The following is a 23,926-nucleotide window of genomic DNA, read 5'->3' as shown; positions in this document are numbered from 1 at the left end:
TTATTATGAAAAAGTATTATATTATAATTATAAGTTTTTGTACAGCATCATTGATGTTTACAAGTTGTAAAAAGGTTCTTGAAAAACAAGATCTGGGAAGTTTTACAGCTGATCAGGTATATAATGATTCTACCACCACAAAATTAAGCATTGATTATATTTACAGCCAAAATCAGCCTTCCTGGTTTGGTAACGTAGGTGGCTTAAGTGCTTCGGTAAGTAGTTTATCTGATGAGCAATTTGGAGATAACGTATTTGTTAAAGGAACAGCCACATCAGAATCGGTTACCGATTTGGGAGCTAGCAATACTGCTGGTAACTACTTTAAGATCAGAAGCATTAATATGTTTATCAGGGATGTTAATGCTGGCACAATGGATCCTGCTGTAAAAAAGAGATTTATTGCACAAGCTTATTTTTGGAGAGCATTCAGGTATTTCGAATTGGTAAAACTTTACGGTGGAGTACCATTGGTTTTAATACCATTGGATGCTGTTGGCGAGGATGCTAAAAAAGCAGCGCTGATTCCCAGAAGTTCAACAACCGAAACCTTTGCACAGATTTCAAGTGATTTAGATACCTGTATTAAATATTTACCGATTACCTGGCCAAAAAATGATGATTATGGACGTATCACAAAAGGGGCTGCCCAAGCATATAAAGGAAGGGTTTTGTTGACTTTTGCGAGTCCACAATTTAATCCGGCTAACGATGGCTTGAGGTGGCAAAATGCATACAAAGCTAACACAGATGCCATAAATACTTTGTCTGCCAATGGATTTGGTTTATATGCGAAATTTGATGCAACCATGTGGACCACCGAAGGATCTAATGGAGGAAGTCGCCCCCGCAATCCTGAAGCTGTTCTTGCAACACTCTACAATACCGGAACAACAGATATTGGACAAAATAACAACTCTTATCCCAACGCCAGCGTTCCGAAGTATATTGGTACAACAGGTGGATCAAATTTACCTACATGGGATATGGCAAGAGCTTTTCCTATGAAAGATGGTAAGGATACCCTAACTTCAAAGTATGCTTACAGTACTGCAACATTTTACAAAAACCGCGATCCAAGATTTGATCAAACCATAGCTTATAATGGTTGTAATTGGCCGCTAGCCGGAAATCCTGCCTATCGTTTATGGACTTACTATTTTACAAGATTAAATGCTACAACAAAAAAAGAAGAATTGGCTTCAACTGAGAGTGCGGCAACTGGTAGTGGCTTATACTTGAGAAAAGGAATCGATCCAGCTTTAACTTTAGCGAATTTTATAAATGCAGGAACTGATTGGTTAGAAATACGTTATGCTGAGGTTTTGCTTAATCAAGCAGAATGTGCTGCTGAGATCGGTAATACAGGACAATCACAAGAGGCATATGCTAATTTGATCAATATTAGAAAAAGAGCAGGAATTGAGCCTGGCACTGATGGTTTATATGGTTTATCTGCAGGAATGAATAGCATTCAATTAGTAAATACCGTAATGAAAGAAAGACAAATAGAGTTGGCTTTTGAAGGAAAACGTTTTTGGGATTTACGTCGGCGCAAACTATTAGAAAGTACGTTAAACGGTAAAAGGAGAATGGGTATCACAATAACTTTGAAGAATACCCTAGCATATACCGACTATATAACTGGTACAAGAGATGCGTCAGCCAATACAGACTTAGATGCGTTATACGCTGCAAGTTTTACTGTTAAAACAAAAAGCCAGGACACTTATAATATTGCTTATCAGCCAGCAACCTACTTTTTTGGTATCCCTACGGTATCACTTCAAAACAATGTTAATCTAAAACAAAATAACACTTGGGGTGGGCCATTCGATCCGTTAAAATAGTTAGCAAAGATCCTTAATGGCGGCTTATTACCGCCACAATTTTACAATATATTTGGTTTGAAAAAGGGGACAATTGTCCCCTTTTTTATTTGGAAAGTATTCTGTCCTAAAATAAGTTGATACATGTAAATCTTCAAATTAGCTGAACAAATAAAGCATAAATAAAAACCATCTCATAATTGATTTATGAGATGGCTTCTTTAAATTAAATGAAGGTTATTTAATAGCCTTCATCAATAGCCATAGAGGTATACTGATCGATTGTTACTCCATACCAAATAAAACCATCACTTCTGATTTTAAAAGAATAGGTTTCATTCCCCCAAATCCCAAAATCAAATCCATTAGGGAAATGAGAGCTTTGAAATTCAATATCATAGTTACCCGCTGGCAGTGTACCAAGAACTTTGGATTCAAAAGTATCATCGTCGGTATGAAAATAATAGGACTCTGTAGTTCCTACTTTGGTAAAGGTGATGTACCAATCATTATAATTGCCGCTATAAGGCAAATAGATCGGCACTTCAACATCCTGCGCTACAGCTCTCGTTAATCCTGTGAGTAAAAAGAAGCATAAAATTCCGCTGAACATCATAATTTTTTTTGTTTTCATAATATACTGATTTTAGTTAAAAATTTGGACTGATTTAAAGTTACGGACTAACTGAAGCGTTTTGATATATTATTTTATCGGCATGATGTAGAATATTATCCATAATATTGTGTCTATTATAATAGACCTCTTCGAAAATATACTTATTCCACATTTGTTAGTTAAAAATGGTTTATTGCAATTCTTGGCGGTTTACCTTAGTCGATGCTGTGTGAGGATTTAAAAGATTTACACCCAGCCGATTTTAAGCGGCCTTACAATCCCCTAAATAAAAACAATTCAAATTCTTAAAAACCTCTCATTTTTTATATTTGGTTTTTGGAAAGGGAACATTAATTTGTTTCAGTTTTTTTATTTAAGAATGTTACATTTATATATGAATTTTATTGCTATCTTGTACCATGGCTGCGAGAATGAATTTAATTTGTTACAGGCATTTTTACCAATTGATAAGATGGTACAATACCTAGCCAAAATTATACATTAAATAGCCGCTTTTTGCATGCAAATTTGAAAGATAATATACTTTCTAACCAAAATTATTTACAAGGATAGACAAAGAAATGAGCCATGAATTTCAACATAAACGATTAGTTTTTTTTCGCTGATCAAATAATTCGTAACTTCTTTTCTCTTCCCAACGAGCAAACACAAATGAAAAAGAATTTTTTAAATTTGTTGTGTACAACAGCATTAATTTTCTCCGCAAATTATACATTTGCCCAATACCCGAATATTCCGGCCAACATCAAAAAATCTTCCGATTCGATGATGAAAGAAGCTTATCACCAGTCTGATATAGCCTGGGAAAAGGCCAAGCCTATTATCGCAAAAGAAGCGGGTGAGGGCAAGCCATACATTCCTTGGGCGGGTAGGCCTACCGATCTGCCTCAATCTAAATTATTAGCATTTCCTGGCGCAGAAGGCGGTGGTGCATATAGTTTTGGTGGTCACGGTGGTAGAGTAATTGTTGTTAAAAATTTAAACGATAGTGGTCCTGGCTCTTTACGTGATGCCTGTGAACAAGGTGGGGCCAGGATTGTTGTTTTCAATGTTGCCGGAATCATCAGATTAAAAACACCATTAATCATCCGTGCCCCTTATATTACCATTGCAGGCCAAACCGCACCTGGTGACGGTGTTTGTGTAGCTGGCGAATCGGTTTGGTTAAATACACATGATGTGATTGTTCGTTTTATGCGTTTCAGAAGAGGTGAAACTTTTGTGGGTCGTCGCGATGATGCCATTGGTGGAAATCCGGTTGGAAACATCATGATTGACCACGTTTCGGCAAGTTGGGGTTTAGATGAAAATATGTCGATGTACCGCCACATGTATAACGATAGTACTGGTAAAACCGAAGAAAAATTAGGAACGGTTAACATCACTATACAAAACTCTATATTTTCTGAAGCTTTAGATTATTGGAACCATGCTTTTGGCAGTACCTTAGGTGGCGAAAACTGCGCCTTTGTGCGTAACCTTTGGGCCGATAACGGTGCCCGTAACCCATCAATAGGATGGAACGGCATTTTTAACTTCGCTAATAACGTGGTGTTTAACTGGAACAACCGCTCTACAGATGGTGGAGATTATACCGCACAATTTAATATCATCAACAACTACTACAAACCAGGTCCGGTTACTGAATTAAAAGATCCCATCAGTTATCGCATCTTAAAACCAGAATCTGGCCGCAGTAAATTACCTTATGTTGTTTTCGGACGTGCTTATGTGGCAGGGAATATCATCGATGGCAACGAAAAAGTAACTAAAGACAACTGGGATGGGGGCGTGCAGTTAGAAGATAAAAAAGGGAGCCTCATGTCGTTTGAAGCTGCAAGTAAATATTTTGCGGCGATGAAAGCAAAAGATCCATTCCCGATGCCGAAAATCAGCATCATACCAACCTTACAAGCAAAAGCGTATGTATTGGCAAATGCGGGTGCAACCTTACCAAAAAGAGATCCGGTTGATACCCGTGTAATTAAACAGGTAGCCACCGGAAAAATTGAAGTTCATCCTAACGCTAAACCATCTGCATTTCAATTCGAACACCGCAGATTACCTGGCGATTCTTACAAGCAAGGTATCATTACAGAAGTTTCTCAGGTTGGAGGTTATCCGGAATATAAAGGAACGCCATATAAAGATAGTGACGATGACGGCATGCCAGATGCGTATGAACTGAAAAATGGCTTGAACCCTAAAGATGCATCTGATGCAGCAAAAATCACTAAAAGTGGTTATTCGAACATCGAAGTATATTTAAATAGTGTGGTTCCAGTTTCAATTGTAAAACCTAGCTAATATGCGCACCCGGAACTCAATTTTTAGCATAATTGCTTTATGCGGTATTGGAAATGTTGCTTTTGCACAGTATCCTGTTATCCCTGAAACAATGGAAAAGAAAGCCGATTCACTTTTAAAAAGCATTGAAGAAAAATCGGAACTGCAATTTTTAAAAGTAAAACACATTGTAGATGAAGAGGCAAAACATGGCAAACCTTATATTCCATGGGCAGCTAAACCAGGTGATTTACCACAGGCTAAAACAGTGGCCTTTCCTGGTGCCGAAGGTGGCGGTGCTTATTCTTTTGGAGGCCGGGGTGGGAAAGTTTATGTAGTAACCAGTCTTGAAGATTCTGGTGCCGGAACATTACGTGAGGCTTGCGAACAAGGTGGAGCAAGAATTATCGTTTTTAACGTTTCAGGCATTATCAGATTAAAAACACCGCTGATTATCCGTGCACCTTATATCACAATTGCTGGTCAAAGTGCACCAGGCGACGGGGTTTGTGTGGCTGGCGAATCAGTTTGGATTAATACACATGATGTGATCATCCGTTATATGCGTTTCCGTCGTGGTGCAACTGATGTTACCCGTAGAGATGATGCCATTGGCGGAAATCCTGTCGGAAACATCATTATCGACCACGTTTCGGCCAGTTGGGGCTTAGATGAAAACATGTCTATCTATCGCCATGTTTATGATAAAAAAGACGGCTCTAAACCGGAGAAATTACCAACGGTAAACGTGACCATTCAAAATTCAATCTTTTCTGAGGCTTTGGATACCTATAACCATGCTTTCGGTAGCACCATTGGAGGCCTAAATTCAACTTTCGTCCGTAACCTTTGGGCATCAAACATAAGTCGCAATCCATCTGTGGGCATGTACGGCGATTTTGGTTTTGCCAATAACGTGATCTTCAACTGGTGGAACAGAAGTGCCGATGGCGGCGATAATGCCTCTTTTTATAGTTTCATTAATAACTATTATAAACCAGGGCCAATTACACCTGCAGGCGAACCAATTTCTTATCGTATCTTAAAGCCAGAGTCGGGTAGGGATAAAAAGTTTTCGAATGAATTTGGTAAAGCTTATGTAACGGGAAACATTATTGAAGGAAATGAAAAAGTAACTAAAAATAATTGGGATGGTGGCGTTCAACCTGAAAGCAAAAGAGATAAACAAAAACTATTAGATTCGATAAAAGTAGATAAACCTTTGCCTATGGCTAAAATCTCCATCATCGATACCAAAAAAGCTTATGATTATGTGCTGGCTAATGCAGGTGCATCTTTACCCGTTCGCGATGCTGTTGATCAACGAATGATTAAACAGGTTAGCACCGGTAAAATTGAGCATATTGAAGATGGTAAATTGCCTGCTAAACAAAGTTATGTAAAACGCCGTTTACCTGCCGATTCATATAAAAAAGGAATCATTTCTGATATTGCACAAGTGGGTGGTTATCCTGAATATAAAGGGAAACCCTATTTAGATACAGATGGGGACGGAATACCGGATAGCTGGGAAACCAAAAACGGACTTAACCCTAAAGATGCTAAAGACGCCACAAAGACGTCGAAATCAGGTTATGCCAATATCGAAGTTTATTTAAATAGTTTGGTTGATGTGAATAAAGTTAGACCTTCGAAAGGTTAAAGAAGAAAGACTAAAGCTGAAAGGCCGGGCATCTTCTATCGAAATCGTCATCTCGACTGAAGCACAGTCCCGAACTTTCGGGAGAGAGATCTATCAAGACAGATTTCTCGACTGCGTTGCACTCCGCTCGAAATGACGATCAAGAGGGGGAATCCTTAATGCCTTTGTGGTCAAAAAATTAAAATATGCCAAAAACTAACCACATATTAAAAGCCATGCGACTGAAGACCTTACCAATTTTGGTAATTGCTCTTTTAGTGACTAACTTTTCTTTTGCACAAAAAACAAAGCCTGTTGAGCCGCCAAAGCCGATCTTTAAAGGAAAGGATGGGAAAATGGCCTATACACCTGATGCAGATGGGAACCGGATTCCCGATTTTTCTTATGCTGGCTACATGGCTGGCGAAAAAGCCATTCCCAATGCAACAATAAAGGTAGTTGTTCCGGTTTCAACGGGCGATGCTACATTAAGGATTCAATCGGCTATTAATTATGTCTCGAAATTACCCCTTGGAAAAGATGGTTTACGTGGTGCGGTTTTATTAGAAAAAGGCACATATGAAGTCGCCGGAACATTGCGGTTATCAGCGTCTGGAGTAGTGCTTCGTGGAAGTGGAATGGACGAAAATGGCACTAAAATTTTCGCTACAGGTTTAGACCGTATTGGTGTAATCAGGATTTTAGGTCAAAAGAACAAGGTTGAGGAACAGCCTATTGCCATTACTGACACTTATGTGCCCGTAAATGCGAATAAAATAACCTTAACCAATGCCAGCGGATTAAAAGTTGGCGATCAGATTTTGATCCATCGTCCTTCAACCAAAGAATGGATTGAAACCCTGAAAACTGTAGAGTTTGGTGGAGGTGAAAGCGCTTTGGGTTGGAAACCGGGAACAAGAGATATTCATTGGGATAGAAAAATTACCGCAATAAACGGCAATACCATCACTTTCGACGCGCCAATTACAACAGCTTTGGATTCCAGGTTTGGAGGTGCTACCATTTCAAAATACAAATGGGAGGGCAGAATTACACAGTCAGGCGTTGAGAATCTAAAAATCGAATCCGATTATCATAAAGAAAATATTAAAGATGAATACCACCGCTGGACAGCCATCTGTTTAGAGAATGTGCAGGATGCATGGGTTCGCCAGGTGGTTTTTGAGCATTTCGCAGGCGCTGCCGTTAATGTACTCGAAACTGCAAAAAGAATAACAGTTGAAGATTGTAAATCGCTTGCCCCAGTTTCTGAAATTGGTGGTGAGCGCCGTTTTACATTTTTAACCACAGGTCAACAAACACTTTTCCAAAGGCTTTACTCAGAATATGGTTACCATGATTTTGCTGTGGGTTTTTGTGCACCCGGACCCAATGTTTTTGTTCAATGCCAGTCGTATTTGCCTTTTAGTTTTAGCGGCGCAATTGATAGCTGGGCATCTGGTGTGTTATTCGATATCGTAAACATTGATGGACAGGCTTTAAGTTATTTAAACCGCGGACAGGATGGCCAGGGTGCAGGGTGGAGCGCTGCAAACAGTGTATTCTGGCAGTGTAGTGCGGCGAGGGTTGATAATTTTCAGCCCCCAACAGCTCAAAATTGGGCGTTCGGAACATGGGCACAATTTTCTGGAAATGGTTACTGGGATATGTCGAATGAGCAAATTCAACCACGTAGTTTATATTATGCGCAGTTGAAAGATAGATTGGGTAATGAAGTAGAGGAACGGAATTTTGTTCTTCCGGTAGAAACAGAAGCTTCGAGTAGTCCACCTGTTGATGTGGCGCTAAAACTGACGAAGCTGGCCTACAAATCTGCTTTAACCGTTTCAGAATATATTGATGCAGCATCTGACAGGAATAAAATCCCGACAGATGCCGGTTCGGCAAAGAGCATAGATAAAATTGGTTTAGATAAAGTTGTTCAACCTGCAATTGCAGATGCCATGACAATTAAAAATGGCTGGTTAGTGCGTGGCAATGAAATTGTGGTGGGTAATCGTCAGGATGTACCTTGGTGGAATGGAAGTGCCCGACCTCATGGATTAAAAAATACGAAGTTCCATATTACGCGTTTTGTACCTGGCCGTTCGGGAAATGGCTTAACAGATGATTTGGATTCGATTACTGATGCCATGAAAAACGGTTCGGTTAAAGTGCTTGATCACAATTACGGCCTTTGGTATGACAGAAGGAGAGATGATCACGAGCGTATCCGCCGCATGGATGGCGATGTTTGGGCACCTTTTTACGAACTGCCTTTTGCCCGTAGCGGGCAGGATAAAGCCTGGGATGGTTTAAGCAAATACGATATCACCAAATACAATCTTTGGTATTGGGACCGGTTAAAGCAATTCGTCGATCTTGCCGATCAAAAGGGCCTGGTTTTAATCCATGAAAATTATTTTCAGCATAATATTATCGAAGCTGGTGCACATTATGCCGATTTTCCCTGGCGTACCGCAAACAATATCAACAACACGGGTTTTCCCGAACCTGTTCCTTATGCTGGCGATAAACGCATTTTTATGGCCGAGCAGTTTTACGACATTACAAACGAACATCGTAAAGCGATTCATAGGGCTTACATCAGAAAATGTTTAGAGAATTTTGATGGAAACACTGGCGTTATCCAATTAATTGGTGCCGAATTTACCGGTCCATTACATTTTGTGCAATTCTGGATTGATACGATTAAAGAATGGGAAAAAGAAACCGGCAAACATCCCATCATCGGTTTAAGTGTAACTAAAGATGTTCAGGATGCCATTTTAGCCGATCCGGAACGTGCCAGTGTGATTAACCTAATTGATATCAGGTATTGGCATTATCAGGCCGATGGAACAGCTTATGCGCCTCAAGGTGGCTTAAGTTTAGCCCCCCGTCAGCACGCTCGCTTGTTAAAACCAAAGAAAACCTCTTTCGAAGAAGTTTATCATGCTGTTTCTGAATATAAAAACAAATTCCCTGAGAAAGCAGTGATGTATTCGGGCGATAGCTTTGATAGTTTCGGATGGGCAATTTTAATGGCTGGCGGTTCTTTATCAAATGTTAATGAAATAGATAAAACAGTTCTTACTGCTGCATCTGCTATGAAACCTTTTCTTCCGGCAGGTAAATCAGTTAAACAATACGGGCTGGAAAACGCAGGCAAAGCTTACATTTTATATAATGCTTCTGCAGAAGCGATTAATCTTGATTTAAACAAGATCACAGGAAAATTCAATGTGAAAGTGCTGAATGCTAGAACCGGGAAAGTGCTAAAGGAAGAGAAAATTAACGCCAGTGCAATTGTAAAACTGAATAAAGTAGCTTCAGGAGATGAAGTTATCGTTGTAAATAAAATATAAAAGTGGGTTTTGCATTCTGAGCGCAGGGAAGAATCTTCAAGCGATGGAAACAAAACGTTAATAAACCACCATCAAAAACGGAAGTGAGCAAACATAAGCTGTATAGAATAGGTAAGAGATGCTTTGTACCTCAGCATGACAGCACGTTTTTTATTGGTGGGTGTATACACCCACCAACATTTGTAAATATATTAAACTGAATATGAATCTTAAATTAAAAATATTCCTGCTTGCTGTGTTTTCTTGCCTTGCTTTTGGCTGTAAACAAAAACCTCATTTTGGCGATAAAAGTCTTTTGGTTTCAGAAAACGGACGGTATTTAACCACGGGTGATGGTAAACCTTTCTTTTGGCTTGGCGATACGGGCTGGCTTTTATTGAGCCGCTTAACCCGCGAAGAGGCAAATACCTATCTCGAAGACCGTAAACAAAAAGGTTTTAATGTAATTCAGGTGATGTTATTACACGATGTGCCATCAAGAAATGTGTATCTGGATTCTTCGGTCGTTCATGCTGATGTTTCCAAACCAATGCTTACAACAGGCAACAATCCTAAAGATTCTTTGGCCTACGATTATTGGGATCACGTAGATTATATTGTAGATAAGGCCGCAGAAAAGGGACTTTACATGGCTTTAGTTCCGGTTTGGGGTACAAATGTAAAAGCCAAAAAAGTGAATAAAGATCAGGCAAAAGCCTATTCCGAATTTTTGGCTAAACGTTATAAAGAAAAATGGAATATCATCTGGTTAAATGGTGGTGATATTAAAGGGAGTGAAGGTGCCCCCGTTTGGAATACCATTGGTGAAACCTTAAGGGCAAACGATCCGAATCATTTAATTACTTTCCATCCAAGAGGCAGAACTGCTTCTTCACAATGGTTCCAAAATGCAAAATGGTGCGATTTCGACATGGTTCAATCTGGTCACCGCCGTTATGATCAGGATACCTCTAAAAATGAGAAATTACATTATGGAGAAGATAACTGGAAATACATCGAAGCCGATTATAAACTGAAACCGACCAAACCTACAATTGATGGTGAACCTTCGTACGAGGATATTCCACAAGGTTTGCACGACACTTTACAACCACGCTGGACAGATAGCGATGTGAGAAGATATGGTTATTGGTCGGTTTTTGCGGGTGCTTTCGGTTATACCTACGGTCATAATTCGGTTATGCAGATGTATAAAAAAACAGATTTAAAACCTGCTTATGGTCCAAAAGACCAATGGGTAACAGCAATAAATGCCCCCGGAGCAAAACAGATGCAATACCTGAAAAATTTAATGCTTTCACATTCATACTTCGACCGTGTACCTGATCAGACTTTGGTTGCTGGAAAAAATGGGGAAAAGTATGAGCGTGTTCTTGCTACAAGAGGCGAAGAGTTCGCCTTGCTTTATACTTATACAGGCAGAAATTTCAGTGTACAGATGGGAAAAATTGATGGTGATGAAGTAAAAGCATCGTGGTTTGATCCAAGGACCAGTAAAATTACGCCAATTGGAGAATTTGAAAATAAAGGCATAAAGGAATTTAACCCACCAGGCGAACCGGCAAATGGAAATGATTGGGTGTTGGTGTTGGAGGAGATATAAATAGTTAGGTCGTCATTCCCAACTTGATTGGGAATCTTAATGCTTTGGCCATTGTTTGTTTGTTAAGGTTCCCGCCTTCGCGGAAAAGACGGCCTTGAAGAGATAAAAAATGTCACCTGAGCGTAGTCGAAGGGCAATCTTTTCCGCTAGTTAAAAAGATTTCTCCACTTCGGTCGAAATGACGATAGATTAGAGCGGTCGTCATTCCCAACTTGATTGGGAATCTTAAAGCGTTTGTATTAAGATTCCTGCCTGCAAGGGAATGACGATCATTAAAGAATAAAATAACGAAATAAAATAACAGTGTACAAACTAAAGTCCATAACATCATTTCGCTTAGCTATAATTGGCCTGCTGCTTTGTGGATTAACATCCTGCTCAAAACAGGCTTACCTGTTTACCTCTTTCCACGAGCCTGCAAATGAAGGATTAAGGCTTTTATACAGCTATGATGCTTACCATTGGACAGATTTGAATAAAACTTTCCTGAAACCTGCCGTTGGCACCCAAAAGGTATTACGTGATCCATCCATCGCACAAGGACCAGACGGCACTTTCCATTTAGTTTGGACCTGCAGCTGGAAAGGCGATAAAGGTTTTGGTTATGCCAGTTCAAAAGACCTGATCAATTGGAGCGAACAGAAATTTATTCCGGTAATGGAAAGCGAGCCGAAAACGGTGAATGTTTGGGCACCTGAAATTTTCTTCGATGATGAAAGAAACGAATATGTAATCATCTGGGCTTCAACCATACCATTCCGCTTTGCTAAAGGAATAGAAGAAGAAGAAAACAATCACAGGATGTACAGCATTACCACAAAAGATTTTATCACCTTCTCGAAACCAAAATTATTTCTAGATCCAGGTTTTAGTGTGATCGATGCGGTGATTGTGAAAAGGACAAGCAAAGATTATGTATTGGTTTTAAAAGACAATACACGCCCGAACAGAAACTTAAAGGTCGCTTTCGCAACAGATGCTTTAGGACCTTACAAAAAGGTTTCGGAAACTTTTAGCCCAAAATTAACCGAGGGGCCAACTGTGGTAAAGATTGGAAAAGACTGGCTGATTTATTTTGATGCCTATGGACAAAAGATTTATTCAGCCTATAAAACAGCCGATTTTAAAACTTTTAAGGATGTGACTGCAGAAGTTTCGATACCCGAAGGGCATAAACACGGAACGATTATAAAAGTGAAAAGGAAAGTGATTGAGAACTTATTGAATCTATAAATGAATCGTCATTGCGAACTGAAGTAAGGGGAACGAGCGCGCGCGTGAAGCAGTCTATTTAGCAAAGAAGATTGCTTCGTTCCGATGGAAAATCGGAAACTCGCAATGATGAAATGAAATAAAAAAATGAAAATATTTAAAATACTTTGTTTAAGCATAACACTAACATTTGCAGCACAAAACTCGCAAGCGCAAGATACGGTGCGTTATACAGGCAAAACTTTGGTTAATGCAGATTACCACCACGGGCAACTTTCGCCGGTAATGGGTGTGCATAACATTCAAACTTTCCGTGCAAACAGAGAACACCCGGAACTGGCAGAAAACTTCGGCTGGACCTATAACCATGCACCGATGCTCGCTTACTGGAACAATAAATTTTATATCGAATATCTGAGTGATAAAGTTGGTGAAAGCATTCCACCAGGACAAACTTTGGTTCAATCATCAAAAGATGGTTACACCTGGACTAAACCTGAAGTAATATTTCCTATTTACCGAATCCCTGATGGCACCACAAAAGAGGGAAGAACTGATGTAGCAAAAGATTTAGATGCCGTAATGCATCAACGCATGGGCTTTTATGTTTCCTCTAAAAATGTATTCCTGGTTTTGGGCTTTTACGCGATCAGTTTCGACGCAAAAGACGACCCGAATGATGGGCATGGAATTGGCAGGGCTGTTCGCGAGATTCAGCCAGATGGAAAATACGGTCCGATTTATTTCATCCATTATAATCCCGGCTATTCAGAAAAGAACACTAAATATCCATTGTATACTAAAAGCAAAAGCAAAGCTTTTATTGAGGCTTGTAAGGAGTTATTAGCAAATAAATTAATGACGCAACAATGGAATGAAGAGGCCGATAGAAAGGATCCTTTAATCACTTTACAAAAACAATATAAAGCATTCAGCTATTATCATTTACCGGATGGAAGAGTGGTTGGTTTGTGGAAAAATGCCTTAACCGCAATCAGCAATGATAACGGCAAAAGCTGGCCGGAAAATGCTTCCCGTGCACCTGGTTTTGTAAACAGCAATGCTAAAATCTGGGGACAAAAAACATCAGATGGTTATTATGCAACGGTTTATAATCCATCAGAATACCGATGGCCGCTAGCCATTTCGACCAGTAAAAATGGTTTAGATTATACCAACCTTTTGTTGGTTAATGGTGAAATCACACCCATGCGCTATGGTGGCAATTACAAATCTTATGGTCCGCAATATGTACGTGGTATTGAAGAAGGTAATGGAAAACCTGCCGATGGCAAACTGTGGGTAACTTATAGCATGAATAAGGAAGATATCTGGGTTTCTTCAGTGCCTGTGCCTGTTAAAGATCAGGCTACCCAGCATGTAAATGATTATTTTGAGAAGCTTCCTAAAAGCAAAGAACTGGAAATGTGGAATATTTATAGTCCGCTTTGGGCGCCGGTTAAAGTTGAAGATGGAGCTTTGGTTTTAAGGGATAAAGATCCCTTTGACTATGCAAAGGCAGAGCGGATATTTCCGGTGGGTAGAAAAACAATTACCTCGTTTTCGGTTACACCAAAACAAAATAATTTCGGTTTGCTGGAAATCGAATTGCAAGATGCTAAAGGGATGGCAACCGTACGATTGACTTTCGATACCGCTGGTACATTAAGTGCCAAAGCTGGCGCACGTTATAAAAACTTCATGAAATATGAGGCTGGAAAGAGCTATGATATTAAATTGAAACTTGATGCGCACACCAGATTTTATACGATAACCGTAAATGGAAAAGATGTTTTAACTAGCCTGGCTTTTCAGCCGGTAGCCGATGTTTCGCGAATTGTTTTCCGTACAGGCGATGTTCGCCGCTTTCCAGATATAGATACACCTGCCGATCAGACTTATGACTTAAAAAATGCTGGTGAATCAACAAAAGAGGCAGTTTATTCGATTAAATACTTAAAAACGGAGGGATTTTGAGACAGTTTTCAGTTTTCAGTTTGAAGTTTAAAGTTTTTCCCTCGTTGCGTTCTAAAGCGTTCGTCATTCCGACCGCCTCATCGTCATTGCGAGGAGGAACGACGTGGCAATCTTTCCGGAGCGTCATTCCCAACTTGATTGGGAATCGTAATGCAATAGGCTTTAAGATTCCCGCATGCGCGAGAATGACGAAACTAATAATCCTCCTTTCACTATTCTCTTTCTCAGCCAACGCAAAAATCCTGCTGCCTCAAATCTTATCGAGCAATATGGTTTTGCAGCGGGATAAACCGATCAATATCTGGGGTTTTGCTTCACCTGGCGAAAAAATAGAAGTAGCTTTCGCAGGTCAGAAAAAGGAAACGGTGGCTGATAAAAACGGAAACTGGCTTATTATTTTAGCGCCATTAAAAACATCTTCAAAACCTCAAATGATGTCCATCAGCGGCTCAAATAAAATTGAACTCAGCAATATTTTGGTGGGCGAGGTTTGGATATGCTCAGGGCAATCCAATATGGAATATGCCATGCGTAAACTGGCCAAAATCCCCAAACCTAAAAACGAAAAGTTGGGTTTTCCATCAGATGAAGTTGCAAAAGCGAAAAATACCCAGATCCGGATTTTTTTAGTTAACCGTAAACAACTGAATAAACCAGATTCAATTCATAAAAGTTGGGCAGTAGCACAAGATTCAGCATTACGTTCTTTTTCGGCCGTAGGTTATTTCTTCGCCAAGGAAGTTCAGGAGAAACTGGGCATTCCTGTTGGCATGATCTCTTCGGCCATTCCAGGCAGTGCACTTGAACCATGGATTTCAGAAAATGCCTTTGCACAGGAAGATTATTTCAAAAATCAAAAAGTAAGTAATGATCCGGGCAAGTTTTATCCGACGATGATTGAACCTTTAACACCGTTTAAAATCAGAGGATTTCTTTGGTATCAGGGTGAAACAAATTGCTTTTTGAATGAGAAGATCAGTTATGCCTATAAAATGAAAGTCCTTATTAGCAGCTGGCGCAAAGCCTGGAAAGAAAACGACCTTGCATTTTATTACGTCCAGATTGCACCTTTCAACTACTCCAAAACCAAAGGTAAGGTACCTGTTGATGAAAATACAGAACCCGAATTTTGGGAGGCACAAGCGCAATTGTTACGACTGCCAAATACAGGAATGGTTTCTACTAATGATTTAACCGATTCGAACGAAGACTTACACCCAACATACAAATGGGAAGTGGGCAGAAGACTCGCACTTTGGGCTTTGGCTAATACCTATCATAAAAAAAATGATTTTTCAGGTCCGGTTTATAAATCCACATCTTTTAAAGAGGGGAAAGCTTTATTGGATTTCGATTATTTGAAAGCGAATTCAATAAAGCCTATAACAGGATTTACAATTGCTGGTAAAGATGGTAAATTCATCAATGCAGCGGCTGTTGCAAAAAATGGGAAGGTTGTAGTTTCTGCGAAAGAGATTAAATTACCTGTGGCAGTACGTTACAACTGGACGGAGAACCCATCAGGGAATTTTTACAGCAACGGTTTACCTGCTTTACCTTTCCGTACTGATAACCCCTTAACTAAAACTTTTAAAACCAATTAATGAAGCGCAGATTTATACTTTTCTGGTGTTTAATATCTATGTTTTGCTCGCTAAAAGCACAGCAAACAGAAAAATTATACCTATCGGGAACCGGAAACGACAATACGGTTAATTGGGATTTTTTCTGCACAGCTGGCGCAAATTCGGGAAAATGGACAAGCATTCCTGTTCCTTCAAACTGGGAACTGCAGGGTTTTGGAAAATATAATTACGGTTTCAATAAAGAGGAAAATAAAGGCAAAGAACAAGGGCTTTATAAATACACCTTTAAGGTTCCTGCAGCCTGGAAAAACAAAAAAATCAATATCGTTTTCGAAGGTTCGATGACGGATACTGAGGTTAAAATCAACGGAAAATCTGCCGGAGAAACACATCAGGGTTCGTTTTATGTGTTTAGATACGATATTTCTAAATTGGTAAAACTTGTTGGCGATAATTTACTTGAAGTAAAAGTATCTAAACATTCAGCAAACCAATCGGTTAATGAGGCAGAACGAAAAGCGGATTTCTGGATTTTTGGTGGCATTTTCAGACCTGTTTACCTTGAAGCGCTACCACAAACGCATATCGATCGAATCCAAATTAATGCGCAAGCCAACGGCAATTTGAATACGCTATTGAGTTATTCTGGAGATGCTGACAAAGTTGAAGTAGCACTTTTCGGAAAAGACGGCAAGAAGTTCGGTGATCAATTTACAACTCCATTAAAAAAAGGAAATAAAAATGTACAGTTGAATCATCAGTTTTCCAATCCGGCATTATGGTCATCAGAGTTCCCAAACTTATACACAGTAACCTTTACTTTGATCAAAGATGGTAAAGAGATTCATCAGGTTTCGAAAAAGATCGGTTTTAGAACGATTGAAGTAAAAGAACGCGACGGTGTGTATGTAAATGGAGTGAAAATGAAATTCAAAGGCGTAAACCGCCATTCATTTTACCCATCATCAGGCAGAACTACCAGTAAAAAAATCAGCATTACCGACGTTTTATTAATGAAGGAAATGAATATGAATGCTGTTCGCATGTCGCATTATCCACCTGATGGACATTTCTTAGATGTTTGCGATTCGCTGGGTTTATTTGTGATGGACGAACTGGCTGGCTGGCATGGCACCTATAATACGCCAACCGGAACAAAATTGATGAAAGAAATGATGTTAAATGATGAAAATCATCCATCAATTATATTTTGGGCGAACGGAAACGAGGGTGGGCACAACCGCGAACTCGACCACCTGTTCGCTGAAGAAGATCTGCAAAAACGACCTTTAATTCACCCATGGGAGGTTTTCGGTGGATTTGAAACCACGCATTACCGCGAATTTAACTATGGAATCGGCAATTACGATCATGGCCATCACATCTTAATGCCAACAGAATTTCTACATGGTATGTGGGATGGCGGTCATGGTGCAGGTATTGAAGATTACTGGAATGCCATGTGGAACAATCCGCTTTCAGCAGGTGGTTTCCTTTGGGATTTTGCCGACCAGGCCGTAGTTCGTACCGATAAAAATGGAGAACTGGATACCGACGGAAATCACGGTCCTGATGGGATTGTTGGTCCGTATCACGAAAAAGAAGGTAGTTTCTTTACCATTAAAGAAGTTTGGAGTCCTGTTTTTGTGGAGAAAAGAGAAATGACACCTGGATTTGATGGCTCATTCACCCTGGAAAACCGTTATGCTTTCACCAATCTCAACCAATGTACTTTTAGCTGGAAATTCAAAAAACTGAAAGCAGGTGAGGATGCTGAATTTAAAACAGGTAAAGCCGACGCACCAAACATCAAACCTTTCGAAAAAGGAAAATTACAGGTCAACCTTCCCGCAGATTGGAGAAATTTTGATGCACTTTATTTAACTGCAAACGGACCAGATGGTAAAGAATTATTTACCTGGAGTTTCCCGATTGCACTACCTCAAGATGATGCAGCGAAAATTGTGGTCAAAACAGGTGCATCAAAAGTGATTTTAAAAGAAGATGCCAAAACTTATCAGGTTTCGGCCAATGGGATCGGTTTAATTTTCGATAAAACAACTGGATTACTGCAACAGGCTAAAAATGCTAAAGGTGTAATTCCGTTTTCAAATGGCCCAGTTCTACAAGAGGGGGTAAATAATTTCAAAAATTTCACTACCAAAATAGATGGCCAAAACTTAGTGATTTCTTCCACATTTGATAAAAAAGAAAGCTATAACACTTTACAATGGACCATTTATCCATCTGGTTGGTTAAAAATGGAAGTAAAATATTTTCCATCGGATTACTTTACCACTTTTGTTGGATTGAATTTTTCTTACCCTGAATCAGAAATTAAAGGGGTTGAATATAAAGGAAACGGACCATACCGCGTTTGGAAGAACAGGATGAAAGGCACACAGTTTGGCATCTGGAAAAAGGATTATAACAATTCTGCAACAGGCGAAGCACCTTGGCAATACCCGGAATTTAAAGGTTATTATTCGAATATGTATTGGTGCGAATTTATGGGCAAGCAACAGTCATTCAAGGTGGTAACGGATAGGGAAGATGTTTTCTTAAGGCTATTTACGCCTAAGAAATCGAAAGATACAGAATATGATAATATGAGTCCGACTTTTCCTAATGGAGATATTTCCTTTATGAATGGTATTTCGGCCATTGGCACAAAAACACAAAAACCAGAAACAACCGGACCTATGGGAATGAAGAATATTTATTACGATTTTGATAAAGATCCATCAAGAGCATTGGATATGACCTTGTATTTTGATTTTTCAGGGTTGTAGGTTAACCGCAAAGAACGCTAAGTTTTTCGCAAAGGAAATAAGAAAAAGTAATTAAGGAATAAGAAAATCAGTGTAATCCATTAATCAGTGTAATCAACCGCAAAGCGTAAATGAACATTAAAATCTACATAGCGATCATCAGCACCTGGTTACTGCCATTTTCAAAAGTGGTGGCACAAATCGTTTTGCAGCATACCACCTGCGAAATGCTCGAAAATCCGTTAGGAATTGATGTTTTAAAACCACGCCTGGCCTGGCATATCATTTCTAATGAACGTAATGTAATGCAAACTGCTTATCAGGTTTTAGTTGCTTCTTCTTTGGAAAAATTAAATTCGAATGAAGGGGATTTCTGGGATTCCGGAAAAGTAAATTCTGCTGAATCCATTCATGTAGCTTATGACGGAAAAAGGTTGACCAGTCGTATGAAAGTTTATTGGAAAGTAAAAGTTTGGACAACTGCTGGTCAAAGTGATTGGTCGGCTAATAATTCTTTTTCAATGGGCTTGCTTTATTACAAAGATTGGCCAAAGGGCTGGATTGGTTTCGATAGGGCTTTTCCATGGGATAATATTAAAACCGATTCACGCTTATCTGCAAGATATTTCAGAAAAGAGTTTCAGAGTTCGAAAACCGTAAAATCTGCCACAGCATCTATCATTGGCTTAGGTTTATACGAATTGTTTATCAACGGCAAAAAAGTTGGAGAAGATGTATTGTCTCCGTCGCCAACAGATTACACAAAAAATGTAAAATACAACACGTATGATGTAACCGGTTACATTCTGAATGGAAAGAATGCAGTGGGCACAGTTTTAGGTAACGGCCGTTTCTTCGCGATGCGCCAGAATGAGAAGCCCTATAAAATTAAAACCTTTGGTTTCCCTAAAATGCTGCTGAACATCAACATCGTTTACACCGATGGAACAACCGCAAACATTGATACCGATGATAGCTGGAAAGGCACTGCCGATGGACCAATCAGAACCAATAATGAATATGATGGAGAAGAATATGATGCGACCAAAGAAGCAACAGGCTGGAATAAGGTAGGTTTTGATGATAGCAAATGGGCAAAAGCTGAATTTGTTCAGGAACCAGGTGGTGTGATCGAAGCTCAGATGAATGAAAACATGAAAGTGATGAATACACTTAAACCTGTCTCCATTACTAAACTTTCTGGTGGCCGATATATTTTAGATATGGGCCAGAATATGGTGGGTTGGTTGCAAATTAAGGTAAAGGGTTTATGGGGAAAGCAAATTAAAATGCGTTTTGCAGAATCACTACAAGATAATGGAGAACTCTTTACGGCTAATCTTCGCAATGCCAAATGTACCGATTTGTACACTTTAAAAGGAGGTGAATTAGAAACCTGGGAGCCTACTTTTGCTTACCGCGGGTTTAGATACGTAGAACTTTCAGGATATACTTACCAACCGTCAGTGAACGATTTCGTTGGAAAAATGATTTATGATAACATTAAAACGGTTGGTTCATTCGAAACTTCGGATGCGCTGACCAATCAGCTCTTTAAAAATGCCTGGTGGGGAATTGCCGGAAATTATAAAGGTGTACCGATTGATTGTCCTCAACGTAACGAGCGCATGCCATGGTTAGGCGATCGCGGTGCTGTGGCTTATGGAGAAAGTTTTCTTTTCGATAACGGACGGTTTTACGCCAAATGGTTGCAGGATATCAGAAATTCGCAAAAAGAAGATGGCGCTATTCCAGATGTTGCACCAGCTTTCTGGCGTTACTACAGCGACAATATGACCTGGCCTGGAGCGATGCTTTTGGTTACCGAAATGTTATACAAACAAACAGGTGATGTTTCTGCGGTGCGTGATAATTATCCCGCGATGAAAAAGTGGTTGGCTTACATGCAAGACCGTTATATGAAAGATTACATCCTGACTAAAGATAGTTATGGAGATTGGTGTATGCCGCCCATTACCATCGAATTTGGCCGTGGTAAAAGTGCCGATAAAAAATATCCTTCAGAATTGATTTCTACAGCTTATTATTATCATTTCACCCAATTGATGATGCAATTTGCCAGGGTAAGTGGCAATGATAGTGATGTAAAAGCATATGAACTTTTGGGAAATAAAATCAAAGAAGCTTTCAACCAGAAATATTATAACGATAAGGGTTATTATGCCTCAAATGCTTTAACAGATAACATTATTCCGCTTTATTTCGGCATGGTTCCACAAAATAGGGTAGATCAGGTATTTAAAAACATCATTTACACGGTCGAAGTTACCAATAAAGGCCATTTAAGTAATGGCTTGGTCGGTATTCAGTGGTTAATGAGGTGCTTAAATGATTATGGCCGACCAGATTTAGCATATACTGTGGCTATACAAAAAACTTATCCAAGCTGGGGTTATATGGTTGATAATGGTGCAACAACCATTTGGGAATTATGGAATGGGAATACTGCTGATCCGAAGATGAATTCGCAAAACCATGTGATGATGCTCGGTGATTTGCTGATTTGGTATTACGAAAACCTTGCTGGTATAAAATCAGAAAGTGCTGCTTTTAAAAAGATCGTCATGAAACCAGAAATGATTAATGGTTTAAACGCTGTAAATGCTAGTTACAACTCGGTTTATGGGCTCATCAAAAGTAGTTATACCAAAACGAAAGGTCAGTTCAACTGGAATATTACCATTCCGCCGAATACAACAGCTTTGGTTTATGTTCCAGCTGGTAATAAAAATGAAGTGACTGAAAAATTGAAATCAATAAAAGATTTAAAATTTATAAAAATGGAGAATAACAGCGCGATTTATGAGGTCGGCTCTGGAGATTATTGTTTTGTGGTGGATAGTAAATAATATAAATAGGTCGTCATTTCGAGTGGAGTGTAACGAAACCGAGAAATCATTTTAATTGGTTTAAAAGATTCCTCCACTACGGTCGGAATGACGAAAGATAAGGCGTTTTTCTTCGCCTCAACGTCATTGCGAGGCACGAAGCAATCTTACAACGGTAGCTAAAGCATTAGGATTGCTTCGTACCTCGCAATGACGACCGTTCACACAGAACTGTTAAAAAGTTAATAGCTAATAATTAAAATAGAATTATGAGAAAGATTTTAAAACCATTAATGTTGCTCACTTTACTACTAACCACAGTAAACGCATTCAGTCAAACAAAAGATATTGTAGTGCCAGAAGAAGTGCTAAGCAAATCGAAAGAATTCGTTGCTGCATTGAATTTAACCGATATGACTAAAAAGTCAGTTGTTGAAAATATAATTGCTATTCATTTAACTACTATTAGGGATTGGCATAACGATCATCCGTCATCTACAGTTCCTGATGGGGTAAACCCTGTTACTGGCAATAAATTAAGCGATTTAGACAAACAAATCATTGCTGATTCTGCTATGCCTTCCACTGTTCACCAGGCTTTAATGGATGGATTGAGAAAGAACTTAACACCAGAGCAGGTAGAAACCATTTTAGACAAATACACCATTGGCAAAGTAGATTTCACTATGAAAGGCTACAAAGCTATAGTTCCTGATTTAACTGCTGATGAAGAAACAAAGATTTTAGCTTTCTTGAAACAAGCCAGGGAACAAGCCGTAGACTATAAAAACATGAAACAGATTTCGGCCATTTTTGAGATCTATAAAACAAAATCAGAGCAAATGTTGAATAACAATGGCCGCAGTTGGAGAGCACTTTACAGTGCATATACTAAAAAGATTAAAGAAGAAAAAGCAGCGAAACAGAAGCAGTAGGCAGTTCACAGTTTGAAGTTTTCAGTTTTAGATGTAAAAATTAAATCGGTGAAATCAATTCATCTGTGTAATCACCCTCGAAGAAAAAGAAATATGAAATTAAAAAATATATACACTACAATCGGACTTGTTTTAGCAATCACACTAGGCGCCCACGCCCAGATAGAAAAATGGCAAGCAGGCGTTGTAAAACAAGAGTTTCTATATGATAAAGCGCCATTTCCATCATGTCACTCCGCAACCATTGCCGAAACACCAACAGGTTTAGTCGCTTCATTTTTTGGCGGAACAAAAGAACGGAATCCTGATGTAGAAATTTACATCAGCCGTTTTATTGATGGTAAATGGTTAGCGCCGGTTTCGGTAGCTAATGGCGTGCAGGCCGATGGTAAAAGATTACCTACATGGAATCCGGTTTTGTATCAGATACCAGGTGGAGATTTATTATTGTTTTATAAAATCGGACCAAAACCATCTGAATGGTGGGGCATGTTGAGAACTTCGAAAGATGGTGGAAAAACATGGTCTGATGCCACTAAATTACCTGAAGGTTATATTGGTCCTGTAAAAAATAAACCTGTTTTATTGAGTAACGGGAACCTTTTTGCACCATCGAGTAAAGAAGGCGACGGCTGGAAAATTCACTTCGAAGTGACCAACGACAATGGTAAAACCTGGAGAACAGTTGGCCCACTTCCTGAAAATGGCATTAAAGCCATCCAGCCAAGCATCCTTCAACATGGAAATGGAAAATTGCAGATTTTAGCCAGAACCGCCAATCGTGCAATTGTAGAATCCTGGTCTACTGATAATGGAGAAACCTGGTCGGCATTAACCAAAACTTCCTTACCCAATAATAATTCAGGTACAGATGCGGTAACCATGAAAGATGGCCGTCATGTACTGGTTTATAACCACGTTTTGCCTCCAGGCGAATTGGCCAAAGGACCTCGTACACCATTGAATTTTTCCATCTCAAAAGACGGGAAAAAATGGTCAGCAGCATTGATTTTGGAAGATTCACCGATCAGTCAGTATTCTTATCCCGCAGTAATTCAAACTGCTGATGGCATGTTACACTTTATTTACACCTGGAGAAGAGAAAAAATCAAACATGTTGTGGTTGATCCATCAAAGTTAAAATTGAAGAAAATTAAAAACGGTGTTTGGCCGAAGCTGAAAGGTTATACCGCACCTGTAATTACAGAAACTAAAAATGAGGAGGGGTAAG

At 39.3% G+C, this 23,926-nt stretch carries 13 protein-coding genes; 12 read left to right on the top strand and 1 reads right to left on the bottom strand.

Features of this window, described 5'->3' with window-relative positions; translation table 11 throughout:
• Nucleotides 1-5 precede the first annotated feature (5 nt).
• Nucleotides 6-1,850 carry a RagB/SusD family nutrient uptake outer membrane protein gene (locus QF042_RS14210; protein WP_307529456.1) on the top strand — a complete coding sequence of 615 codons (1,845 nt, stop codon included), beginning with the start codon at nt 6-8 and terminating at the stop codon, nt 1,848-1,850.
• Between the two features lie 220 nt (nt 1,851-2,070).
• Here QF042_RS14210 and QF042_RS14205 read toward each other — a convergent pair whose 3' ends face one another.
• Nucleotides 2,071-2,463 (bottom strand): hypothetical protein, encoded by a 393-nt coding sequence (locus tag QF042_RS14205; RefSeq protein WP_307529454.1) that lies wholly within the window; start codon nt 2,461-2,463, stop codon nt 2,071-2,073.
• Between the two features lie 654 nt (nt 2,464-3,117).
• Here QF042_RS14205 and QF042_RS14200 point away from each other — a divergent pair.
• From QF042_RS14200 to QF042_RS14150, 11 genes are all read left to right on the top strand, one after another.
• A complete protein-coding gene (locus tag QF042_RS14200; protein WP_307529452.1) occupies nt 3,118-4,773 on the top strand; it encodes a polysaccharide lyase family 1 protein in 1,656 nt (551 codons plus the stop codon).
• Between the two features lies 1 nt (nt 4,774).
• Nucleotides 4,775-6,415, top strand: coding sequence for a polysaccharide lyase (locus tag QF042_RS14195; RefSeq protein ID WP_307529450.1), 1,641 nt, complete (start codon nt 4,775-4,777; stop codon nt 6,413-6,415).
• 185 nt (nt 6,416-6,600) lie between these two features.
• Nucleotides 6,601-9,762 carry a DUF6298 domain-containing protein gene (locus tag QF042_RS14190; RefSeq protein WP_307529447.1) on the top strand — a complete coding sequence of 1,054 codons (3,162 nt, stop codon included), beginning with the start codon at nt 6,601-6,603 and terminating at the stop codon, nt 9,760-9,762.
• 202 nt (nt 9,763-9,964) lie between these two features.
• Nucleotides 9,965-11,365, top strand: a complete 1,401-nt coding sequence (locus QF042_RS14185; RefSeq protein ID WP_307529445.1) for a glycoside hydrolase family 140 protein — start codon at nt 9,965-9,967, stop codon at nt 11,363-11,365.
• Nucleotides 11,366-11,668: 303 nt separating this feature from the next.
• On the top strand, nt 11,669-12,598 hold the full coding sequence (locus QF042_RS14180) for a glycoside hydrolase family 43 protein (protein ID WP_307529443.1): 930 nt from the start codon (nt 11,669-11,671) through the stop codon (nt 12,596-12,598).
• Between the two features lie 126 nt (nt 12,599-12,724).
• Nucleotides 12,725-14,554: a six-hairpin glycosidase gene (locus QF042_RS14175; RefSeq protein WP_307529441.1), complete on the top strand. Its 1,830-nt coding sequence runs from the start codon at nt 12,725-12,727 to the stop codon at nt 14,552-14,554.
• 185 nt (nt 14,555-14,739) lie between these two features.
• The gene (locus QF042_RS14170; protein ID WP_307529440.1) at nt 14,740-16,158 is read left to right on the top strand and encodes a sialate O-acetylesterase; all 1,419 of its coding nucleotides are present in this window, start codon (nt 14,740-14,742) and stop codon (nt 16,156-16,158) included.
• On the top strand, nt 16,158-18,932 hold the full coding sequence (locus QF042_RS14165; protein ID WP_307529438.1) for a glycoside hydrolase family 2 TIM barrel-domain containing protein: 2,775 nt from the start codon (nt 16,158-16,160) through the stop codon (nt 18,930-18,932). The genes QF042_RS14170 and QF042_RS14165 overlap by 1 nt, the downstream gene beginning before the upstream one ends.
• Before the next feature lie 110 nt (nt 18,933-19,042).
• Nucleotides 19,043-21,781, top strand: coding sequence for an alpha-L-rhamnosidase (locus QF042_RS14160; RefSeq protein ID WP_307529436.1), 2,739 nt, complete (start codon nt 19,043-19,045; stop codon nt 21,779-21,781).
• 248 nt (nt 21,782-22,029) lie between these two features.
• The gene (locus QF042_RS14155; RefSeq protein WP_307529434.1) at nt 22,030-22,695 is read left to right on the top strand and encodes a DUF3826 domain-containing protein; all 666 of its coding nucleotides are present in this window, start codon (nt 22,030-22,032) and stop codon (nt 22,693-22,695) included.
• 93 nt (nt 22,696-22,788) lie between these two features.
• Nucleotides 22,789-23,925 carry an exo-alpha-sialidase gene (locus QF042_RS14150; RefSeq protein WP_307529432.1) on the top strand — a complete coding sequence of 379 codons (1,137 nt, stop codon included), beginning with the start codon at nt 22,789-22,791 and terminating at the stop codon, nt 23,923-23,925.
• Nucleotide 23,926: the final 1 nt, after the last annotated feature.

Source organism: Pedobacter sp. W3I1 (assembly GCF_030816015.1).
In the GTDB taxonomy this organism is placed as follows: Bacteria; Bacteroidota; Bacteroidia; order Sphingobacteriales; family Sphingobacteriaceae; genus Pedobacter.
Note: the sequence above shows the minus strand (reverse complement) of the source record. Positions and strands in the feature narration are given on the sequence as shown.